This is a genomic window from Bacillus sp. FSL R9-9410, assembly GCF_038050385.1.
Classification (GTDB): Bacteria; Bacillota; Bacilli; order Bacillales; family Bacillaceae_G; genus Bacillus_A; species Bacillus_A cereus_U.
The window spans coordinates 4,556,137-4,578,857 of the sequence record NZ_JBBOTV010000001.1 but is presented as its reverse complement, the minus strand read 5'-3'; the positions used below and the strand labels follow the sequence as shown (position 1 = coordinate 4,578,857).

Here is a 22,721-nt window from a genome sequence, read left to right as displayed (position 1 = left end):
TTCGAATAAAAAGTCGAACGATTATAAAAGTCAAAACTGTTGTTTTGACAAAAAACCCAATAATCATCTTTTATAATAACAGTAATTAAACTATGCAGGTGGTGTTAAACATATGCCTAAAGTAGGAAGGAATACTATGAACACAAGTGCATTGGCGATGAATGAAAGTCAGCTTGGAACAATAAAGTGGACGAGTAAGTTGCGAATGAAGTTTGAACAAGTTTTCTTTAGATGGGGATTCATTATTGCTGTTATTGGTTTTCTTTTGGGACGAGCATATATATTAACAAACATTTTACCGTTTGCATTGCCGTTTTTTGCTGCTGTTTATGTTATGAAGCGAGATAAAATGCCGCTCGCGTTCTTAGCCCTAATGGGGGGAGCACTTTCAGTTTCAATAGACAATTTATTTTTTACTTTTGCATCTATCTTTACCTTCTTTATTTATAATATCTTCTTTAGTCGGTTTACACGTAAAACTGTTGGACTTGTACCATTCCAAGTATTTATCTCCGCATTAACCGCACATTTAGTTGTTGTATATTTTGCACAGCAAACCGTCACCATGTATGATCTGCTCGTCAGTACGATCGAAGCGGGGCTTAGCTTCGTATTAACGATGATATTTTTACAAAGTGTTCCGCTTTTAGTGGAAAGGAAAGGGAAGCAACAAGCGTTAGAAACAGAAGAAATTGTTTGTTTAATTATATTACTAGCATCTGTTTTAACGGGCACAACGGATTGGTTTGTTTATGATGCTTCTATTCAACATATTTTTACTAGATATTTAGTATTAGTATTTGCCTTTATTGCAGGGGCAGCTACAGGGTCCACAGTAGGAGTTGTCACTGGGTTAATATTAAGTTTAGCGAATGTGGCTAGCTTGTCTCAACTTAGTCTCCTTGCCTTTTCAGGATTGCTTGGGGGATTGTTAAAGGAAGGGAAGCGTATAGGAGTTAGTTTAGGTTTATTAATTGGTACAAGCTTAATTACATTATATGTAGACAAGCAAACAAGTATTGTAACAACTTTAATTGAATCTGGTGTAGCAATTGTTTTCTTCTTATTAACGCCGAAGCTTGTTATGGATCGTATTGCTAAGTTTATGCCAGGTACACAGGAGCATTCACAAGATCAACAACAATATTTAAGAAGAGTGCGCGATGTTACAGCGAACAAAATCAATCAATTTGCTAATGTATTTGCTGCTTTGTCCAATAGCTTTTCTGTATATGGGTATGTGGAGGAGGAAGATAAAGAAACAGAAGCTGATTTATTTTTAAGTACAATTACTGCAAAAACATGTCAAACATGCTTTAAGAAGGATCAATGTTGGGTAGTTAATTTTGATAAAACATACGATTATATGAAACAAATAATGAGTGAAACAGAAGAAGGAACGCTGCAGCATAATCGGAAGTTAGTTCGTGAATGGGACAAGCATTGTGTGAGAGGGAAGAAAGTAACGGATTTAGTAGCGGGTGAATTAGATCACTTCTATGAGGGACAGAAATTAAGAAAACAAATGAAGGAAAATCGTAGAATTGTAGCGGAGCAATTACTAGGTGTATCAAAAGTGATGGAGGATTTCGCTAAGGAGATACAACGAGAAAGAGAGAACCATCAAGCGCAGGAGGAGCAAATTTTACAAGCGTTTCGTGATTTTGGTGTCGAAGTGGAGCATGTTGATATTTATTGTTTAGATAGAGGAAGTATTGATATTGAAATGTTGATTCCGGCTGTATCTAATGAACATGGGGAATGTGAGAAGTTGGTTGCTCCAATGCTTTCAGATATTTTAAAAGAGAATATCGTCGTTAAGCATGAAGAGAAATCCTCATATCCAAATGGGCACAGTTTAATATCATTTGGTTCAGCGAAGACGTATTCTCTTGATACAGGATTGGCCACAGCTGCAAAAGGTGGCGGGTTTGTTTCAGGTGATTCCTACGCGATGATGGATTTGAGCGTTGGTAAATATGCACTTGCGATTAGTGATGGTATGGGAAATGGACAAAGGGCTCATATGGAGAGTAGGGAAACGGTAAAATTATTACAAAAGATACTTCAATCAGGTATTGATGAAGAAATAGCGATTAAGTCCATCAATTCGATTCTTTCTTTAAGGACGACAGAGGAGATGTATACAACGCTTGACTTGGCTATGGTAGATTTACGGGATGCGAGTGCGAAGTTTTTAAAGATTGGATCGACGCCGAGTTTTGTTAAACGCGGAAATAACATTTTGAAAATTGAGGCAAGTAACTTGCCGATGGGAATCATTGAAGATGTTGAAGTTGATGTGGTTGGTGAGCAATTAAAAACGGGTGATCTTCTTATCATGATGAGTGACGGCATTTTTGAGGGAGCGCAACATGTGGAGAATCATGAATTATGGATAAAACGTAAAATTAAAGAACTACAAACAGAGGATCCACAGGAAATTGCTGATATTATTATGGAAGAAGTAATTCGCTCTGGTGATGGTTATATAAATGATGATATGACTATTGTGGTGGCGAAAGTAAAGAAAAATATGCCGAAGTGGGCTACGATTCCAATAGTAGGAATGCAGGCGCAATAAAATAATCAAAAAAACCTAGGTAGATGCCTAGGTTTTTTTGATTAAAAAGGTAATGTGATTACTTTGTTAAATATACAGGAGGGATGTAAGATAAAAATGTGGATTTTGTACATCTTTTTTTTGCACAATGTTTGTAAAAGTTGTACCATTATATACAAGGTAACTAATGTTGTTGTTCTTGTTTAATGAAAGGTGATTGCGAAGTTGAAAGATGCATTTGTTGAAAAAGTAGATGACTTTGTAAAGCAGCATGATGTATTAAAGAAACATTCAACAATTGTTGTAGGGGTTTCTGGTGGTCCTGACTCTTTGGTTCTTTTATATTATTTGTTAGAAAAAAGGGCAGAAAAACAGCTCGAAATTGTAGTAGCACATGTGGACCATATGTTTAGAGGTAATGAATCTTATGAGGATTTACAGTTTGTACAGGCTCTTTGCAAAGAGCTAGGAGTTATTTGTGAAACGCTAAGGATTAATGTGTCGCAATATCAACAGCAATATGGAATGAATGCACAAGTTGCAGCTAGAGAATGCAGATATGCATTTTTGGAAAGAATAATGAAGAAATATGATGCGAGATATGTAGCTCTTGGTCACCATGGAGATGATCAAGTAGAGACGATTTTAATGCGCCTTGTACGAGGGAGTACTCCGAAAGGATACGCAGGAATTGTAGTGAAGCGATCTTTTCATAATGGATATTTAATTAGGCCGTTACTTGGGGTAACTAAGGAAGAAATTGTTGATTACTGTAATAAATTAAAAGTTATTCCGCGTATAGATCCGAGTAATAAAAAAGAAGTATATACAAGGAATCGATTACGTAAATATGTCCTTCCTTATTTGAAAGAAGAAAATCCACAAATGCATGAGAAATTCCAAAAATTTAGCGTGCAGATGCAAGAGGATGAGGCTTATTTGCAGGAATTAGCTTTTGAGAAAATGAATAAAGTAATTACAAAAAAAAGCGATAAACAAATTAGCTTATCAATTCCTGCCTTTGAATCCATGTCTATGCCTTTACAAAGAAGAGGGATTCAACTAATATTAAACTATCTTTATGAATATAAGATTCCATCTTCGCTTTCTTCTATACATATTGACAAGGTGATTGAATTTTTTAAGCGGGCACAACCTTCAGGTTCACTAGATTTTCCAGGTGGTTTGAAAATTGTTCGCACATACGAAGAATGTGGTTTTGGATTTAAACAAGAAATTGTTTCTCCTTTTTCGCAAGATTTATCAGTACCTGGGACAATTATATTGCCGAATGGGGATAAACTTGTAACAGAGGTGAGCGAAGATATACCGAGTAACATGAATGAAACAGTATTTGTTGCTAAGTATAATGATATATCGTATCCACTTCGTATTCGGTCTAGGGAAAATGGAGATCGCATGTCAATGCAAGGTATGGATGGTACAAAAAAGATAAAAGCTGTTTTTATCGAAGCGAAAGTACCAAAAGAAAAAAGAGAAGAATGGCCGATCGTTTGTGACGCAAGTGGAAATATTATTTGGGTACCCTTGTTGAAACGATCTGCATTTGCTACTTCGAAAGGGCTAGCAAAGAAGGGTAAATACCTGATTATTCACTACAAAAGCAAGGAGTCTTCCGGGAGGATAATGAAATGATGAATCAAGATATCGAAAAAGTATTAATTTCTGAAGAACAAATACAAGAAAAGGTGCACGAACTAGGTGCAGTTATTGCAGAGGATTACAAAAATACAGTACCTCTTGCGATTGGTGTACTAAAGGGCGCAATGCCATTTATGGCAGATTTATTAAAGAGAACAGATACATATCTTGAAATGGATTTTATGGCTGTATCTAGCTACGGTCACTCTACAGTTTCGACAGGCGAAGTAAAAATCTTAAAAGATCTTGATACTTCGGTAGAAGGTCGCGATATTTTAATCGTTGAAGATATTATTGATAGCGGTCTTACACTAAGCTATTTAGTAGACCTGTTTAAATATCGTAAAGCGAAATCTGTAAAAATTGTTACGTTATTAGATAAGCCAACAGGCCGTAAGGTTGACCTGAAAGCAGATTATGTTGGATTTACTGTTCCTCATGAATTTGTTGTAGGATATGGATTAGATTATAAAGAGCAATACCGTAATCTTCCTTATGTAGGAGTATTAAAACCAAGTGTTTACTCAAATTAATTAAATATAGGCGTTACAATTGTATAGGAAATTTTTTCTATGTTACGATTTACTATAGTGTTTATGCCGTGAGAGGAGGTTAGGAATGAATCGTATCTTCCGTAATACCATCTTTTATTTACTGATATTCTTAGTAGTAATTGGGATCGTAAGCTATTTTAATGGTTCGACGCAAAAAACGACATCAGTTAGCTACGATAAATTCATTACTCAACTTGAAAAAGGTGAAGTGCGTAATGTGCAGCTTCAACCGAAAAATGGTGTGTTTGAGGTAAAGGGACAATTCAAGACTTCTAGCCAAGGAGAACAATTTGTTACTTATGCACCAAATACTGAGGAATTACAAAAGAAAATTAATGATAAAGCGCAAGGGGCTGAAGTTAAGTATCAACCAGCAGAAGAAACAAGTGCTTGGGTAACGTTCTTTACTTCCATCATTCCGTTTGTCATTATCTTCATTTTATTCTTCTTCTTATTAAACCAAGCTCAGGGCGGCGGTAGCCGTGTTATGAACTTCGGGAAAAGCAAGGCGAAGCTATACAATGATGAAAAGAAAAAAATTCGTTTCAGAGATGTTGCTGGAGCGGATGAAGAGAAACAAGAACTTGTTGAGGTAGTTGAATTCTTGAAAGACCCTCGTAAGTTCGCTGAAGTTGGTGCCCGTATTCCGAAGGGTGTTCTATTAGTAGGACCTCCAGGTACAGGTAAAACTTTACTAGCGCGTGCTGTTGCAGGTGAAGCAGGCGTTCCGTTCTTCTCTATTAGTGGTTCTGACTTCGTAGAGATGTTCGTCGGTGTCGGTGCATCCCGTGTACGTGATTTATTTGAAAATGCAAAGAAAAATGCTCCTTGTATCATTTTCATTGATGAAATTGATGCAGTAGGACGTCAACGTGGCGCGGGTCTTGGCGGTGGTCATGATGAGCGTGAACAAACGTTGAACCAATTGCTTGTTGAAATGGATGGATTCGGTGCAAACGAAGGTATTATTATCATCGCTGCGACAAACCGTCCTGATATTCTTGATCCAGCGTTATTACGTCCAGGTCGTTTTGACCGTCAAATTACAGTAGATCGTCCAGATGTAAATGGTCGTGAAGCTGTACTTAAGGTACACTCTCGTAATAAACCGCTTGATGAGAATGTCAACTTAAGAGCAATTGCAACTCGTACACCAGGATTCTCTGGTGCCGATCTTGAAAACTTATTAAACGAAGCTGCTTTAGTAGCTGCGCGTCAAGATAAGAAGAAAATTGATATGAGTGACATCGATGAAGCAACGGATCGTGTTATTGCAGGTCCAGCTAAGAAAAGTCGTGTTATCTCTGAAAAAGAACGTAATATTGTTGCATTCCATGAGGCTGGCCATACTGTAATTGGTGTTGTCCTTGATGAAGCAGATATCGTTCATAAAGTAACAATTGTCCCTCGTGGTCAAGCTGGTGGATATGCGGTAATGCTTCCGAAGGAAGATCGTTACTTCATGACAAAACCAGAGTTACTTGATAAAATCACTGGTTTACTGGGTGGTCGAGTAGCCGAGGAGATTGTATTTGGTGAAGCAAGTACAGGTGCTCACAACGACTTCCAACGTGCGACTGGTATTGCAAGACGTATGGTTACAGAATTCGGGATGAGTGATAAGCTTGGACCGATGCAATTTGGTAGCTCACAAGGTGGTCAGGTATTCTTAGGAAGAGACTTCCACTCAGAACAAAACTACAGTGATGCAATCGCACATGAAATTGATGTGGAAATGCAAGTCATTATTAAAGGCTGTTATGCTCGTGCGAAACAAATTCTTACTGAAAAACGAGATAAGCTTGATATTATCGCGAAAACGTTACTTGAAGTAGAAACATTAGATGCAGAGCAAATTAATCATTTATATGATTATGGCAGATTACCTGAGCGTCCAACATCTTCAGATGATGTGAAAGTAAACATCAATATGAAGAAAGACGATGAAGATACAGAAGATAAGTAAGAGATGAAGGAGTGACAATAGTCACTCCTTTTTTTTGTGGAATGAATTTAAGTGGCAAAAGAATTTAACTGAAACTATTATTAAAAATTGAAATAGAGAGTAATCTTTTTGTACAATGATGAGTATAGAAAAACTGATTATATAAGTATGTGTGATATGATGTTTTTATAAGTTTTATACATACTGCACAAATATAGATTAAATAAGATAAGTGGTGAGAATATGATTTTTGTATTGGATGTAGGGAACACAAATGCGGTACTAGGTGTGTTTGAAGAGGGGAAACTTCGTCAGCATTGGCGCATGGAAACAGATCGTCATAAAACAGAAGATGAGTATGGGATGCTTGTAAAGCAGTTACTTGAGCATGAAGATCTTTCTTTTGAAGATGTGAAAGGTATTATTGTGTCTTCAGTCGTACCGCCAATTATGTTCGCTTTAGAGCGTATGTGTGAAAAGTATTTTAAAATTAAACCGCTTGTAGTGGGGCCTGGGATAAAAACTGGCTTGAATATTAAATATGAAAATCCGCGTGAAGTAGGCGCGGACCGAATTGTAAATGCAGTAGCAGGAATCCACTTATATGGAAGTCCGCTTATTATTGTTGATTTTGGTACGGCTACTACATATTGTTATATTAACGAAGAGAAGCATTATATGGGTGGCGTCATTACGCCAGGAATTATGATTTCGGCAGAGGCTTTATATAGCAGAGCAGCAAAGCTTCCTCGTATTGAAATTACAAAACCGAGTAGTGTTATAGGGAAGAATACAGTAAGTGCAATGCAATCAGGTATTCTTTATGGATACGTTGGACAAGTGGAAGGTATTGTTAAGCGTATGAAGGAAGAAGCTAAGCAAGAACCAAAAGTTATTGCAACAGGTGGATTAGCAAAATTAATTTCAGAAGAATCAAATGCAATTGATATTGTAGATCCGTTTTTAACGTTAAAAGGTTTGTATATGTTATATGAACGTAATGCAAATTTACAACATGAGAAGGGTGAATAAATAAGTATGAAAGATTATTTAGTAAAAGCGTTAGCGTTTAATGGAGAAGTTCGTGCTTATAGTGTGCGTACAACAAATACAGTAAGTGAGGCGCAAAAACGTCATGATACATGGAGAACAGCTTCAGCGGCACTTGGTCGTTCTTTAACTGCGGGTACAATGATGGGTGCTATGTTAAAAGGCGAGCAGAAGTTAACGATTAAAGTAGAGGGTAACGGCCCGATTGGTCCTATCTTAGTCGATGCTCATGCAAATGGGGATGTACGTGGTTATGTAACGAATCCTCATGTTGATTTTGAAGGAACGGAACAAGGAAAATTACGTGTATATCAAGCGGTAGGTACAGAAGGATTTGTAACGGTAATTAAAGATATCGGTATGCGTGAACCGTTTATCGGTCAATCTCCAATTGTTTCAGGAGAACTAGGGGAAGATTTCACATATTATTTCGCAGTTTCTGAGCAGACACCTTCTTCTGTAGGTGTTGGTGTTCTTGTAAATGGAGATGATAGCGTATTAGCGGCGGGTGGATTCATTCTTCAAATTATGCCAGGTGCGCAGGAAGAAACAATTTCATTTATTGAAGAGCGTCTGCAACAAATCCCGCAGGTATCACAATTAATCGAACAAGGTCTTTCTCCAGAAGAATTACTGTATGAAGTGCTTGGAGAAGATAAAGTGAAAGTGTTAGAAACAATGGATGTTCAATTTAATTGTACATGTTCACGTGAGCGTATTGAAGGTGTATTAATTAGTTTAGGGAAAGCGGAGTTAGAACAAATTCGTGCAGAAGAAGAAGAGACGGAAGTTCACTGTCACTTCTGTAATGAACGATATAAATTCGCTAAAGAAGATATTACAAGTCTAATTGAGAACCTGTAATAAAGAAGTTTAGGCGGAGAATCAGCCGACCAAATAGATTGACAAATAGGGAATTTTCTGACAAAATCTAAATATAGATAAAACCAATAAAAATACTCGGTGTTAGGAGTGACAGGAATGCGAGTGGCACAATCAGTTTCAGAATTAATCGGGAAAACGCCGATCGTTAAGTTGAACCGCATCGTAGAATCAGACAGCGCAGATGTATACTTAAAATTAGAATTTATGAATCCGGGGAGCAGTGTTAAAGATCGTATCGCGTTAGCTATGATTGAAGATGCTGAAAATAAAGGATTATTAAAAGAGGGCGATACAATCATTGAGCCGACAAGTGGTAACACAGGTATTGGCTTAGCGATGGTAGCAGCTGCTAAAGGATATAAGGCAATTTTAGTAATGCCAGAAACAATGAGTATTGAGCGTCGTAATTTATTACGTGCTTACGGTGCTGAATTAGTATTGACTCCAGGACCTGAAGGAATGGGCGGAGCAATTCGAAAGGCAACTGAATTAGCGGAAGAACATGGATACTTTATACCACAACAATTCCAAAACCAAGCGAATCCAGAAATCCATCGTATAACAACAGGTCCAGAAATTGTTGAACAAATGGGTGATCAATTAGATGCGTTTATCGCAGGTATTGGTACAGGTGGAACAATTACAGGTGCCGGTGAAGTGCTGAAAGAAGCTTATAAAGATATCAAAATTTACGCGGTAGAACCTGCGGATTCACCAGTATTATCTGGTGGAAAGCCAGGACCACATAAGATCCAAGGAATTGGAGCGGGGTTTGTTCCGGAGACATTGGATGTAGAGGTATATGATGAAATTATTCAAGTGAAAACGGAGCAAGCGTTCGAATATGCGAGAAGAGTGGCTAGAGAAGAAGGTATTTTAGTTGGTATCTCTTCGGGAGCAGTCGTTTATGCAGCGATAGAAGTTGCGAAGAAATTAGGTAAAGGGAAAAAGGTACTTGTTATTATCCCAAGTAACGGTGAACGTTATTTAAGTACACCACTTTATCAATTTGAGTCATAAGTGAATTTGATTTGAAAAGCATCCTTAAAAAAAGGATGCTTTTCTTTTTTGATTGGAAAAAGGAAAAGAGTGAATGACTAGAAAACTTCATGTAAAATAAGAAGTAGTATAATTAATTTATTTTCACTAGCCCTCAAGTATAATCATTCTCTATGTAAATAATTTTATGTAGTTTGAGTTGATTGGCTTAAGAGGGTGGGATAACAGAAGACGGGGTGTTGATATGCAACGAAGAAAATCTTTAGCTCTTTCTATTCCATATCAGTTAGATTTCTTTAAGCAATATAAATTTCTTTCTCAGGATAAGCCGCAACATATTTTGTTAGAAAGTGGACGTGGTGGTCGTTATAACATTGTTGGGATGGATCCAGTAGCGGTAATTCAGGGTAAGAATGAGACGTTACATATAAGTGAAAGTGGTAAGGAAACAATAAAGCGAGGGAATCCATTAGATTTAATGCAAGCGTATATGGAGAAATGGAAAACGGATTATAATCCGGAGTACCCACCTTTTCAAGGTGGGGCAATTGGATACTTTAGTTATGATTGTATCCGTTATATTGAAAAACTTTCTTCTCTTGCGAAGGATGATATTAATATACCTGACATATTCTTTTTGTTATTTGATGACGTGTTTGTGTATGATCAACAGGAGAGAGTATTATGGATTATTACGCATTATGTAGATGAGTGTGAAGAGGCAGAAGAGCGATTAAATGAATGGAAGGGTCTTTGGATGAAAGAAGCACCCAAAGTGACTATGCCGTTTGAATGTCCTGAAAAGAAAAATGAAGCAGTCGCTTTTACGGAAGAGGGCTTTATGAAGGCTGTTGAACGTATTCAAGAATATATTGGAGCGGGTGATGTGTTTCAAGTAAACTTGTCGACAAGACAAGAAAGAACATTACAAACACATCCGCTAGAAATATATACAAGTCTTCGTGAAATTAATCCATCTCCATATATGGGTTACTTGGAGTTTGGAGATTTTCAAATTGTTAGTGCTTCGCCTGAATTGCTAATTAAAAAGCAAGGAAAAGAAGTGAGTACAAGACCAATTGCTGGTACGCGCTCTCGAGGAGCAAGTGAGCAAGAGGATGAGGAATTAGCGAAAGAATTAATTGAAAACGAAAAGGAAAGAGCAGAGCATGTAATGCTTGTGGATTTAGAACGAAATGACTTGGGCCGTGTTTGTAAATATGGCACTGTTGAAGTAGATGAATTTATGGTAATTGAAAAATACTCACACGTTATGCATATTGTTTCTAATGTGCGTGGTGAGGTGGAAGCAGATAAAGATGCTTTCGATTTGGTGAAGGCTGTATTTCCTGGTGGGACAATTACCGGTGCCCCCAAAATACGTACGATGGAAATTATTGAAGAATTAGAACCTGTTCGTCGAGGAATTTATACGGGTTCAATTGGTTGGATTGGTTATTCTGGAGATACGGAATTGAATATTGTAATCCGAACACTGCTTGCTAAAGATGGGCAAGCGCATGTGCAAGCTGGAGCGGGTATTGTAATTGATTCAAATCCAAAAAATGAATATAAAGAGTCGTTAAAAAAAGCAATCGCTTTATGGCGTGCAAAAGAAAGTAGCGAAGAAACGGTTAGGTGAGAGAAATGATATTAATGATTGATAATTATGATTCTTTTACATTTAATTTAGTGCAGTTTCTTGGAGAACTTGGACAAGAGCTTGTTGTTAAGCGTAATGATGAAGTGACTATTTCGGATATTGAGAACATGAAACCAGATTTTTTAATGATTTCGCCAGGTCCATGTAGTCCTAATGAGGCGGGAATCAGTATGGATGTTATTAAATATTTTGCAGGTAAGCTCCCGATTTTTGGGGTCTGTCTTGGACATCAATCCATTGCACAAGTATTTGGAGGGGATGTTGTCAGGGCAGAGCGTTTGATGCATGGAAAAACATCTTTAATGCATCATGATGGGCAGACGATTTTTTCTGATATTCCAAATCCATTTACCGCAACACGTTATCACTCTCTTATCGTAAAAAAAGAGACGTTACCGAATTGTTTAGAGATAACATCTTGGACTGAAGAGGGTGAAATTATGGCGCTTCGTCATAAAACGTTGCCGATTGAAGGGGTACAATTCCATCCGGAATCTATTATGACTTCTCACGGGAAAGAGTTGTTACAGAATTTCATTCGCAAATATACCCCAAGTGTGACATCGTGTTAATTTACGTAAATGGCACGTATGTAGAAGCGAGTGAAGCGAAAATTTCTCCGTATGACCACGGTTACCTATATGGGCTTGGGGTTTTTGAGACGTTTCGTATTTATAATGGTCATCCCTTTTTATTGGATGATCATTATGAACGCTTAATGGGTGCGCTTGATATATTGCAAATCAAATGGACAATGACAAAAGATGAAGTGATGCTTATTTTAAAGAATCTACTCGTTAAGAATGGGTTAAAGCATGCATATGTGCGCTTAAATGTATCGGCGGGTATAGATGAAATAGGATTACAAACGGAAGTATATGAAGAACCGTCTGTTATTGTTTTTATAAAACCTTTAGCAGCTCCAGGGAATGTAGTGGAAAAAGAAGGAGTTATTTTAAAGCAAGTGAGAAATACACCAGAGGGTGCATTTCGCTTGAAGTCCCATCATTATTTAAATAATATTTTAGGGAAACGCGAAATTGGAAATGTTGTGAATAAGGAAGGTATTTTTCTTACCGAAACAGGTTATGTTGCAGAGGGTATTGTTTCGAATCTCTTTTTGGTTAAAGGAGATATTTTATATACTCCTTCATTAGAAACAGGGATTTTAAACGGAATCACTCGTACGTTTATTATAAAGGCTGCTGAAGAGCTAGATATAGAAGTAAAGGAAGGTTTCTTTACAAAAGATGAATTGCTTTCAGCGGATGAAGTGTTCGTAACGAACTCTATTCAAGAGATTGTTCCCCTTTATCGTATAGAGGAGAAAGATTTCCCGGGTAAAGTGGGAGTGGTTACAAAAAGATTTATGGATCTTTATGGAGTGCAGAGAGAGAAATTGTGGAGCAGAAATGAATTGCGAAGAGGAGATGTGTAGTTTGAAGTGGGATTATGATTTGCGCTGCGGCGAATATACATTGAACTTAAATGAAAAGACATTAATTATGGGGATTTTAAATGTAACGCCAGATTCATTTTCTGATGGTGGGAGTTACAACGAAGTAGATGCTGCAGTACGACATGCGAAAGAAATGAAAAATGAAGGTGCTCATATTATTGATATTGGCGGCGAATCTACTCGACCAGGTTTCGCTAAAGTTTCAGTAGAAGAAGAAATAAAGCGAGTTGTTCCAATGATTCAGGCAGTGTCAAAAGAAGCAAAGATACCTATTTCTATTGATACGTATAAAGCTGAAGTTGCGAAACAAGCGATTGAAGCTGGTGCTCATATTATTAATGATATTTGGGGGGCGAAGGCGGAACCGAAGATTGCTGAAGTTGCAGCTTATTATGATGTGCCTATTATCTTAATGCATAACCGAGATAATATGAACTACCGCAACTTAATGGCTGATATGATTGCTGATTTGTATGAGAGTATTAAAATTGCTAAAGATGCGGGCGTGCGAGATGAGAATATTATTTTAGACCCAGGTATTGGCTTTGCGAAAACACCTGAGCAAAATTTAGAAGCGATGCGTAATTTAGAGCAGTTAAATGTACTGGGTTACCCAGTTCTATTAGGTACTTCAAGAAAGTCCTTTATTGGCCATGTATTAGATTTACCAGTGGAGGAACGTCTTGAAGGAACGGGCGCTACCGTTTGTCTTGGTATTGAAAAGGGCTGTGAGTTTATCCGTGTTCATGATGTGAAAGAAATGGCGCGTATGGCTAAGATGATGGATGCAATGATTGGTAAGGGGGCAAAGTAATTGGATAAAATTTATATCCATGATATGGAGTTTTACGGTTATCATGGTGTATTCCCGGAAGAAAATAAATTGGGTCAGAGATTTAAAGTGGATTTAACGGTGGAGTTGGATTTAAAACGTGCAGGAGAAAGTGATGACTTAGAGCATTCTGTCAATTACGGGGAGCTTTTCGAACTATGTAGAAAAGTTGTTGAAGATAGAACGTATAAGCTTGTAGAAAGTATCGCTGAAAATATCGCTACAGATATATTGAAACAATATGAGAGTATTTCACAATGTACAATTAAGGTAATTAAACCAGATCCGCCGATACCGGGGCATTATCGTGCTGTAGCGGTAGAAATTACGAGAGAACGTCCATGAATAATATAGCGTACATTGCATTAGGTTCGAATATTGGGGAGCGTTATATTTATTTAACTGAAGCAATTCAGTTTTTAAATAAAAACCAGCATATTCAAGTCGATGATGTTTCGTCTGTATATGAAACTGATCCGGTTGGCTATACTGACCAAAATTGCTTTTTAAATTTAGTTATAAAAATTTCTACCAATTTATCACCGCAAGAATTATTGAAAGTAACACAAAAGGTAGAGAATGACCTAGGAAGAAAAAGGGAAATTAGATGGGGCCCGAGGACCATCGACCTTGACATTTTACTATATAATCAAGAAAATATTGAAGCAGAGAATCTTATTGTTCCGCATCCGCGGATGTTCGAAAGAGCTTTTGTTATCGTTCCGTTGTTAGAGATTAATCAAGATATAAAACAAAACATTTCACGTTCACAAGTAGAAGAAATGAAAAGGCGAGAGGGAGTAACGGTATGGAAGCAGAAAAATGGGGAAGACGCATTCGTGCTTTTCGAAAGCTAAAAGGCTATACGCAAGAAGGTTTTGCGAAAGAATTAGGGGTATCTGTATCGGTTTTAGGTGAAGTTGAGAGGGGCAATAGATCACCTTCCCAAGATTTTGTAGTAGAGGTCGCTAAAACATTAAACGTTTCAATAGACGAATTGATGCCGAAGTGACCGTAAAGGAAGGAGTAAGTCGGGTGTTAAAGATTGCAAATATTGAGATGAAAAATCCGGTTGTACTAGCACCGATGGCGGGAGTGTGTAACTCTGCATTCCGTTTGACAGTAAAAGAATTTGGTGCAGGTTTAGTTTGTGCTGAAATGGTAAGTGATAAGGCAATATTACTTAATAACAAAAGAACATTAGATATGTTATATATCGATGAGAGAGAAAAGCCATTAAGTTTACAAATTTTTGGTGGAGAGAAAGAAACTCTTGTAGATGCTGCGAAATACGTAGATAAATATACGACAGCAGACATTATTGATATTAATATGGGTTGTCCGGTGCCGAAAATCACTAAGTGTGATGCGGGAGCGAAATGGCTCTTAGACCCAAATAAAATATATGAGATGGTAGCGGCAGTTGTAGATGCTGTTGAAAAACCAGTTACAGTTAAAATGCGTATTGGTTGGGATGAAGATCATATTTTTGCAGTTGAAAACGCTAGAGCTGTTGAGCGTGCTGGTGGGCAAGCGGTAGCAGTTCATGGACGTACACGAGTGCAAATGTATGAAGGGAAAGCGGATTGGGATATTATTAAACAAGTAAAGCAATCTGTGAATATCCCGGTTATCGGAAATGGTGATGTGGAAACACCGCAAGATGCAAAGCGTATGCTTGATGAAGTTGGTGTAGATGGAGTTATGATTGGCCGCGCTGCTCTTGGAGACCCGTGGATGATTTATCGTACGGTAAAGTATTTAGAGACAGGCGAATTAATGCCGGAACCAACAGTGCGTGAGAAAATTGATGTATGTATGCTGCATCTAGATCGTCTTATCGATTTAAAGAACGAGAATGTCGCTGTAAGAGAGATGAGAAAGCATGCAGCTTGGTATTTAAAAGGTGTTCGTGGTAATGCAAGTGTGCGCAATGGTATCAATATTTGTAACACACGTGAAGACCTTGCGAATTTATTAGGTGCATTTGTAGAAGAAGTAGAAGCGAAACAACAAACAATTTACGTTGGTTAATAAGGGGGCATAGGAGATTGACATTCTTCTATACACTTCCTATAATTACGTGAAAGAAAGAAGAACTGCCAGTTAGTTGCTGGCAGTTTTTCTAGTTGAGTAGAAAATGCTATACTGTATATATTGTAAAATTTAATGGAGCTGGAGTGATATCAATATCATGGATAACATGAACCACGAAGAATTAAACGACCAATTGCTTGTTCGTCGTGAAAAGTTACATAACTTACGTGAACAAGGGATCGATCCGTTCGGTAAACGATTTGAACGCACAAATTCAACAACTGACTTAGTAAGTCTATATGGAGAATTCTCTAAAGAAGAATTAGAAGAGAAAGCAATCACTGTTTCTATCGCTGGTCGTATTATGACAAAACGCGGTAAAGGAAAAGCGGGATTTGCGCACATTCAAGATTTACAGGGGCAAGTTCAAATTTATGTTCGTAAAGATACTGTTGGAGACGAAGAGTACGAGTTATTTACGACAGCAGATTTAGGTGACTTAGTAGGTATTGAAGGTAAAGTGTTCAAAACAAACGTTGGAGAACTTTCAGTAAAAGTAACAGGATTTACACTTTTAACGAAATCTCTTCGTCCATTACCGGATAAATACCATGGATTAAAAGATGTTGAACAACGCTATCGTCAACGTTACTTGGACTTAATTACAAGTATGGAAAGCCGTGAAACATTCGTTACTCGTAGTAAAATCATTCGTGAAATGAGAAGATATTTAGATGACAACGGTTATCTTGAAGTAGAAACGCCTATGATGCACGCGATTGCAGGTGGAGCGTCTGCTCGTCCTTTCACTACACACCATAATGCGTTAGATATGGAATTATATATGCGTATCGCAATTGAACTTCATTTAAAACGTCTTATTGTGGGCGGATTAGAAAAGGTTTATGAGATCGGCCGTGTATTCCGTAATGAGGGTGTATCAACTCGTCATAACCCCGAGTTTACGATGATTGAATTATATGAGGCGTACGCTGATTATAATGATATTATGAAACTAACAGAAAATATGGTTGCTCATATCGCGAAAAAAGTATTGGGTACAACAACAATCCAATATGGTGATTATGAAATTAATCTAGAACCAGAATGGACACGTCTTCATATGGTAGATGCAATTAAGCAACACTCTGGAGCGGATTTCTGGAATCCAATGAGTGTAGAAGAAGCGCGTGAACTTGCAAAAGAACATAATGTAGAAATTAAGAATACAATGGAAGTTGGTCATATTATTAATGAATTCTTCGAACAAAAAGTAGAAGATAAATTAATCCAACCAACATTTATTTACGGTCATCCGGTAGAGATTTCACCACTTGCGAAAAAGAATGATGAAGATCCACGATTCACAGATCGTTTCGAATTATTCATTGTTGCTCGTGAACATGCGAATGCATTCACTGAGTTAAATGATCCAATCGATCAAAAGGAACGTTTTGAAGCTCAATTAAAAGAGCGCGAGCAAGGTAATGATGAAGCTCATATGATGGATGATGACTATATCGAAGCTCTTGAGTACGGTATGCCTCCTACGGGTGGATTAGGAATCGGTATTGATCGTCTTGTTATGTTATTAACAAACGCACCATCTATTCGTGATGTACTATTATTCCCAGCTATGCGCCATAAACAAGACTAAGCTTTGGAGATTTCTCCAAAGCTTTTTTATTTCTTTATTTATTTGAGGGGGGAGAAACCTTCTATTAAAAGGAAAGCGAGATTATTGCTCGTTAAATGGATGCTAGATTAAAAAACTATACTTATATAGAAGAAAGGTGCTGTTTTTATGCTTTTTTACTAAGTTAAAAATTTTATTAGAAAAACTATTGCATTTTAATAATCAAACTGGTATATTTATATTCGTTGTCACGAAAGACAACATAAGAAACAAACGAAAAACAACTTATTGAAAAAAGTTGTTGACGAAAATATAACGAAATGTTATATTAATAAAGTCGCTTCTGAGCGGCAGACAAGTTCTTTGAAAACTGAACGAAACAAACAACGTAAACGTCAATTTTTATTTTTAGATGCTAGACAAACTAACTTTATTGGAGAGTTTGATCCTGGCTCAGGATGAACGCTGGCGGCGTGCCTAATACATGCAAGTCGAGCGAATGGATTAAGAGCTTGCTCTTATGAAGTTAGCGGCGGACGGGTGAGTAACACGTGGGTAACCTACCCATAAGACTGGGATAACTCCGGGAAACCGGGGCTAATACCGGATAATATTTTGAACTGCATAGTTCGAAATTGAAAGGCGGCTTCGGCTGTCACTTATGGATGGACCCGCGTCGCATTAGCTAGTTGGTGAGGTAACGGCTCACCAAGGCAACGATGCGTAGCCGACCTGAGAGGGTGATCGGCCACACTGGGACTGAGACACGGCCCAGACTCCTACGGGAGGCAGCAGTAGGGAATCTTCCGCAATGGACGAAAGTCTGACGGAGCAACGCCGCGTGAGTGATGAAGGCTTTCGGGTCGTAAAACTCTGTTGTTAGGGAAGAACAAGTGCTAGTTGAATAAGCTGGCACCTTGACGGTACCTAACCAGAAAGCCACGGCTAACTACGTGCCAGCAGCCGCGGTAATACGTAGGTGGCAAGCGTTATCCGGAATTATTGGGCGTAAAGCGCGCGCAGGTGGTTTCTTAAGTCTGATGTGAAAGCCCACGGCTCAACCGTGGAGGGTCATTGGAAACTGGGAGACTTGAGTGCAGAAGAGGAAAGTGGAATTCCATGTGTAGCGGTGAAATGCGTAGAGATATGGAGGAACACCAGTGGCGAAGGCGACTTTCTGGTCTGTAACTGACACTGAGGCGCGAAAGCGTGGGGAGCAAACAGGATTAGATACCCTGGTAGTCCACGCCGTAAACGATGAGTGCTAAGTGTTAGAGGGTTTCCGCCCTTTAGTGCTGAAGTTAACGCATTAAGCACTCCGCCTGGGGAGTACGGCCGCAAGGCTGAAACTCAAAGGAATTGACGGGGGCCCGCACAAGCGGTGGAGCATGTGGTTTAATTCGAAGCAACGCGAAGAACCTTACCAGGTCTTGACATCCTCTGAAAACTCTAGAGATAGAGCTTCTCCTTCGGGAGCAGAGTGACAGGTGGTGCATGGTTGTCGTCAGCTCGTGTCGTGAGATGTTGGGTTAAGTCCCGCAACGAGCGCAACCCTTGATCTTAGTTGCCATCATTAAGTTGGGCACTCTAAGGTGACTGCCGGTGACAAACCGGAGGAAGGTGGGGATGACGTCAAATCATCATGCCCCTTATGACCTGGGCTACACACGTGCTACAATGGACGGTACAAAGAGCTGCAAGACCGCGAGGTGGAGCTAATCTCATAAAACCGTTCTCAGTTCGGATTGTAGGCTGCAACTCGCCTACATGAAGCTGGAATCGCTAGTAATCGCGGATCAGCATGCCGCGGTGAATACGTTCCCGGGCCTTGTACACACCGCCCGTCACACCACGAGAGTTTGTAACACCCGAAGTCGGTGGGGTAACCTTTATGGAGCCAGCCGCCTAAGGTGGGACAGATGATTGGGGTGAAGTCGTAACAAGGTAGCCGTATCGGAAGGTGCGGCTGGATCACCTCCTTTCTATGGAGAATTGATGAACGCAGTTCATCAATAAACGTTGACTTGTTTTGTTTCGTTCAGTTTTGAGAGAACTATCTCTCAAGTTTAAATGTATGTTCTTTGAAAACTAGATAACAGTGTAGCTCATATTTTTTTAATTTTAGTTTGGTTAAGTTAGAAAGGGCGCACGGTGGATGCCTTGACACTAGGAGTCGATGAAGGACGGGACTAACGCCGATATGCTTCGGGGAGCTGTAAGTAAGCTTTGATCCGAAGATTTCCGAATGGGGAAACCCACTATACGTAATGGTATGGTATCCTTACCTGAATACATAGGGTATGGAAGACAGACCCAGGGAACTGAAACATCTAAGTACCTGGAGGAAGAGAAAGCAAATGCGATTTCCTGAGTAGCGGCGAGCGAAACGGAATCTAGCCCAAACCAAGAGGCTTGCCTCTTGGGGTTGTAGGACATTCTATACGGAGTTACAAAGGAACGAGGTAGACGAAGCGACCTGGAAAGGTCCGTCACAGAGGGTAACAACCCCGTAGTCGAAACTTCGTTCTCTCTTGAATGTATCCTGAGTACGGCGGAACACGTGAAATTCCGTCGGAATCTGGGAGGACCATCTCCCAAGGCTAAATACTCCCTAGTGATCGATAGTGAACCAGTACCGTGAGGGAAAGGTGAAAAGCACCCCGGAAGGGGAGTGAAAGAGATCCTGAAACCGTGTGCCTACAAATAGTCAGAGCCCGTTAATGGGTGATGGCGTGCCTTTTGTAGAATGAACCGGCGAGTTACGATCCCGTGCAAGGTTAAGCTGAAGAGGCGGAGCCGCAGCGAAAGCGAGTCTGAATAGGGCGTTTAGTACGTGGTCGTAGACCCGAAACCAGGTGATCTACCCATGTCCAGGGTGAAGTTCAGGTAACACTGAATGGAGGCCCGAACCCACGCACGTTGAAAAGTGCGGGGATGAGGTGTGGGTAGCGGAGAAATTCCAATCGAACCTGGAGATAGCTGGTTCTCCCCGAAATAGCTTTAGGGCTAGCCTTAAGTGTAAGAGTCTTGGAGGTAGAGCACTGATTGAACTAGGGGTCCTCATCGGATTACCGAATTCAGTCAAACTCCGAATGCCAATGACTTATCCTTAGGAGTCAGACTGCGAGTGATAAGATCCGTAGTCAAGAGGGAAACAGCCCAGATCGCCAGCTAAGGTCCCAAAGTGTGTATTAAGTGGAAAAGGATGTGGAGTTGCTTAGACAACTAGGATGTTGGCTCAGAAGCAGCCACCATTTAAAGAGTGCGTAATAGCTCACTAGTCGAGTGACTCTGCGCCGAAAATGTACCGGGGCTAAATACACCACCGAAGCTGCGAATTGATACCAATGGTATCAGTGGTAGGGGAGCGTTCTAAGTGCAGTGAAGTCAGACCGGAAGGACTGGTGGAGCGCTTAGAAGTGAGAATGCCGGTATGAGTAGCGAAAGACGGGTGAGAATCCCGTCCACCGAATGCCTAAGGTTTCCTGAGGAAGGCTCGTCCGCTCAGGGTTAGTCAGGACCTAAGCCGAGGCCGACAGGCGTAGGCGATGGACAACAGGTTGATATTCCTGTACCACCTCTTTATCGTTTGAGCAATGGAGGGACGCAGAAGGATAGAAGAAGCGTGCGATTGGTTGTGCACGTCCAAGCAGTTAGGCTGATAAGTAGGCAAATCCGCTTATCGTGAAGGCTGAGCTGTGATGGGGAAGCTCCTTATGGAGCGAAGTCTTTGATTCCCCGCTGCCAAGAAAAGCTTCTAGCGAGATAAAAGGTGCCTGTACCGCAAACCGACACAGGTAGGCGAGGAGAGAATCCTAAGGTGTGCGAGAGAACTCTGGTTAAGGAACTCGGCAAAATGACCCCGTAACTTCGGGAGAAGGGGTGCTTTCTTAACGGAAAGCCGCAGTGAATAGGCCCAAGCGACTGTTTAGCAAAAACACAGGTCTCTGCGAAGCCGTAAGGCGAAGTATAGGGGCTGACACCTGCCCGGTGCTGGAAGGTTAAGGAGAGGGGTTAGCGTAAGCGAAGCTCTGAACTGAAGCCCCAGTAAACGGCGGCCGTAACTATAACGGTCCTAAGGTAGCGAAATTCCTTGTCGGGTAAGTTCCGACCCGCACGAAAGGTGTAACGATTTGGGCACTGTCTCAACCAGAGACTCGGTGAAATTATAGTACCTGTGAAGATGCAGGTTACCCGCGACAGGACGGAAAGACCCCGTGGAGCTTTACTGTAGCCTGATATTGAATTTTGGTACAGTTTGTACAGGATAGGCGGGAGCCATTGAAACCGGAGCGCTAGCTTCGGTGGAGGCGCTGGTGGGATACCGCCCTGACTGTATTGAAATTCTAACCTACGGGTCTTATCGACCCGGGAGACAGTGTCAGGTGGGCAGTTTGACTGGGGCGGTCGCCTCCTAAAGTGTAACGGAGGCGCCCAAAGGTTCCCTCAGAATGGTTGGAAATCATTCGTAGAGTGCAAAGGCATAAGGGAGCTTGACTGCGAGACCTACAAGTCGAGCAGGGACGAAAGTCGGGCTTAGTGATCCGGTGGTTCCGCATGGAAGGGCCATCGCTCAACGGATAAAAGCTACCCCGGGGATAACAGGCTTATCTCCCCCAAGAGTCCACATCGACGGGGAGGTTTGGCACCTCGATGTCGGCTCATCGCATCCTGGGGCTGTAGTCGGTCCCAAGGGTTGGGCTGTTCGCCCATTAAAGCGGTACGCGAGCTGGGTTCAGAACGTCGTGAGACAGTTCGGTCCCTATCCGTCGTGGGCGCAGGAAATTTGAGAGGAGCTGTCCTTAGTACGAGAGGACCGGGATGGACGCACCGCTGGTGTACCAGTTGTTCTGCCAAGGGCATAGCTGGGTAGCTATGTGCGGAAGGGATAAGTGCTGAAAGCATCTAAGCATGAAGCCCCCCTCAAGATGAGATTTCCCATAGCGTAAGCTAGTAAGATCCCTGAAAGATGATCAGGTTGATAGGTTCGAGGTGGAAGCATGGTGACATGTGGAGCTGACGAATACTAATAGATCGAGGACTTAACCATATAATATGAAGCTAATGTTATCTAGTTTTGAAGGAATATAAAAAACTTATTGACTTTCAAAAGTAAATAAGTTATAATAATTCTTGTCTTAAATGAATATAGTCTGGTAATGATGGCAGAGAGGCCACACCCGTTCCCATACCGAACACGGAAGTTAAGCTCTCTAGCGCCGATGGTAGTTGGGACCTTGTCCCTGTGAGAGTAGGACGTTGCCAGGCAATTCGGAGGATTAGCTCAGCTGGGAGAGCACCTGCCTTACAAGCAGGGGGTCGGCGGTTCGATCCCGTCATCCTCCACCATTTAGCCGACTTAGCTCAATTGGTAGAGCAACTGACTTGTAATCAGTAGGTTGGGGGTTCAAGTCCTCTAGTCGGCACCAGTTATTA

Annotated in this window: 16 protein-coding genes, 2 tRNA genes and 3 rRNA genes; all 21 read left to right on the top strand. The window is 40.3% G+C overall.

The genetic code is table 11. The features are described from left to right. The first annotated feature begins 112 nt into the window (after positions 1–112). The 21 genes from spoIIE (at position 113) to MKX77_RS23640 (ending at position 22,714) form a co-directional block, all read left to right on the top strand. Positions 113–2,584 carry a stage II sporulation protein E gene (spoIIE, locus tag MKX77_RS23740; RefSeq protein ID WP_215554944.1) on the top strand — a complete coding sequence of 824 codons (2,472 nt, stop codon included), beginning with the start codon at positions 113–115 and terminating at the stop codon, positions 2,582–2,584. A 204-nt stretch (positions 2,585–2,788) separates the two neighbouring features. Beyond that, positions 2,789–4,219, top strand: a complete 1,431-nt coding sequence (tilS, locus tag MKX77_RS23735) for a tRNA lysidine(34) synthetase TilS (RefSeq protein WP_341307910.1) — start codon at positions 2,789–2,791, stop codon at positions 4,217–4,219. Further along, positions 4,216–4,758: a hypoxanthine phosphoribosyltransferase gene (gene hpt, locus MKX77_RS23730; RefSeq protein ID WP_002124550.1), complete on the top strand. Its 543-nt coding sequence runs from the start codon at positions 4,216–4,218 to the stop codon at positions 4,756–4,758. Before tilS ends, hpt begins: the two co-directional genes overlap by 4 nt. An 85-nt stretch (positions 4,759–4,843) precedes the next feature. Continuing rightward, the gene (gene ftsH, locus MKX77_RS23725; RefSeq protein ID WP_341307909.1) at positions 4,844–6,745 is read left to right on the top strand and encodes an ATP-dependent zinc metalloprotease FtsH; all 1,902 of its coding nucleotides are present in this window, start codon (positions 4,844–4,846) and stop codon (positions 6,743–6,745) included. Between the two features lie 222 nt (positions 6,746–6,967). Beyond that, a complete protein-coding gene (locus tag MKX77_RS23720; RefSeq protein ID WP_215554947.1) occupies positions 6,968–7,756 on the top strand; it encodes a type III pantothenate kinase in 789 nt (262 codons plus the stop codon). A 6-nt stretch (positions 7,757–7,762) separates the two neighbouring features. Then, positions 7,763–8,638 carry a redox-regulated molecular chaperone HslO gene (gene hslO, locus MKX77_RS23715; RefSeq protein WP_341307908.1) on the top strand — a complete coding sequence of 292 codons (876 nt, stop codon included), beginning with the start codon at positions 7,763–7,765 and terminating at the stop codon, positions 8,636–8,638. Between the two features lie 117 nt (positions 8,639–8,755). Next, positions 8,756–9,679: a cysteine synthase A gene (gene cysK / locus MKX77_RS23710; RefSeq protein ID WP_340821419.1), complete on the top strand. Its 924-nt coding sequence runs from the start codon at positions 8,756–8,758 to the stop codon at positions 9,677–9,679. Between the two features lie 223 nt (positions 9,680–9,902). Beyond that, positions 9,903–11,300 (top strand): anthranilate synthase component I, encoded by a 1,398-nt coding sequence (gene trpE / locus MKX77_RS23705; RefSeq protein ID WP_341307907.1) that lies wholly within the window; start codon positions 9,903–9,905, stop codon positions 11,298–11,300. 5 nt (positions 11,301–11,305) lie between these two features. Next, on the top strand, positions 11,306–11,893 hold the full coding sequence (gene pabA / locus MKX77_RS23700) for an aminodeoxychorismate/anthranilate synthase component II (RefSeq protein WP_215554950.1): 588 nt from the start codon (positions 11,306–11,308) through the stop codon (positions 11,891–11,893). Beyond that, positions 11,887–12,759 carry an aminodeoxychorismate lyase gene (gene pabC, locus MKX77_RS23695; RefSeq protein WP_341307906.1) on the top strand — a complete coding sequence of 291 codons (873 nt, stop codon included), beginning with the start codon at positions 11,887–11,889 and terminating at the stop codon, positions 12,757–12,759. The genes pabA and pabC overlap by 7 nt, the downstream gene beginning before the upstream one ends. Continuing rightward, complete coding sequence (folP, locus tag MKX77_RS23690) at positions 12,734–13,594, top strand: dihydropteroate synthase (RefSeq protein WP_219916808.1); 861 nt, start codon at positions 12,734–12,736, stop codon at positions 13,592–13,594. The genes pabC and folP overlap by 26 nt, the downstream gene beginning before the upstream one ends. After that, the gene (gene folB / locus MKX77_RS23685; protein ID WP_002113276.1) at positions 13,595–13,957 is read left to right on the top strand and encodes a dihydroneopterin aldolase; all 363 of its coding nucleotides are present in this window, start codon (positions 13,595–13,597) and stop codon (positions 13,955–13,957) included. It begins immediately after the preceding gene. Next, the gene (folK, locus tag MKX77_RS23680; protein WP_002144510.1) at positions 13,954–14,469 is read left to right on the top strand and encodes a 2-amino-4-hydroxy-6-hydroxymethyldihydropteridine diphosphokinase; all 516 of its coding nucleotides are present in this window, start codon (positions 13,954–13,956) and stop codon (positions 14,467–14,469) included. The genes folB and folK overlap by 4 nt, the downstream gene beginning before the upstream one ends. After that, on the top strand, positions 14,421–14,624 hold the full coding sequence (locus MKX77_RS23675) for a helix-turn-helix domain-containing protein (protein ID WP_002009706.1): 204 nt from the start codon (positions 14,421–14,423) through the stop codon (positions 14,622–14,624). The genes folK and MKX77_RS23675 overlap by 49 nt, the downstream gene beginning before the upstream one ends. Before the next feature lie 23 nt (positions 14,625–14,647). Then, complete coding sequence (gene dusB, locus MKX77_RS23670; protein WP_002159621.1) at positions 14,648–15,646, top strand: tRNA dihydrouridine synthase DusB; 999 nt, start codon at positions 14,648–14,650, stop codon at positions 15,644–15,646. A 160-nt stretch (positions 15,647–15,806) separates the two neighbouring features. Further along, positions 15,807–17,306, top strand: coding sequence for a lysine--tRNA ligase (lysS, locus tag MKX77_RS23665; protein WP_002107326.1), 1,500 nt, complete (start codon positions 15,807–15,809; stop codon positions 17,304–17,306). A 409-nt stretch (positions 17,307–17,715) separates the two neighbouring features. Next, a 16S ribosomal RNA gene (locus tag MKX77_RS23660) occupies positions 17,716–19,267 on the top strand. 146 nt (positions 19,268–19,413) lie between these two features. Continuing rightward, a 23S ribosomal RNA gene (locus MKX77_RS23655) occupies positions 19,414–22,335 on the top strand. Between the two features lie 102 nt (positions 22,336–22,437). Next, a 5S ribosomal RNA gene (gene rrf / locus MKX77_RS23650) occupies positions 22,438–22,553 on the top strand. Together the 16S, 23S and 5S rRNA genes with 2 tRNA genes alongside form the textbook arrangement of a ribosomal RNA operon. Before the next feature lie 5 nt (positions 22,554–22,558). After that, positions 22,559–22,634, top strand: a tRNA-Val gene (locus tag MKX77_RS23645). Positions 22,635–22,638: 4 nt separating this feature from the next. Then, positions 22,639–22,714 (top strand) — tRNA-Thr (locus MKX77_RS23640). The last annotated feature ends 7 nt before the right edge of the window (positions 22,715–22,721 follow it).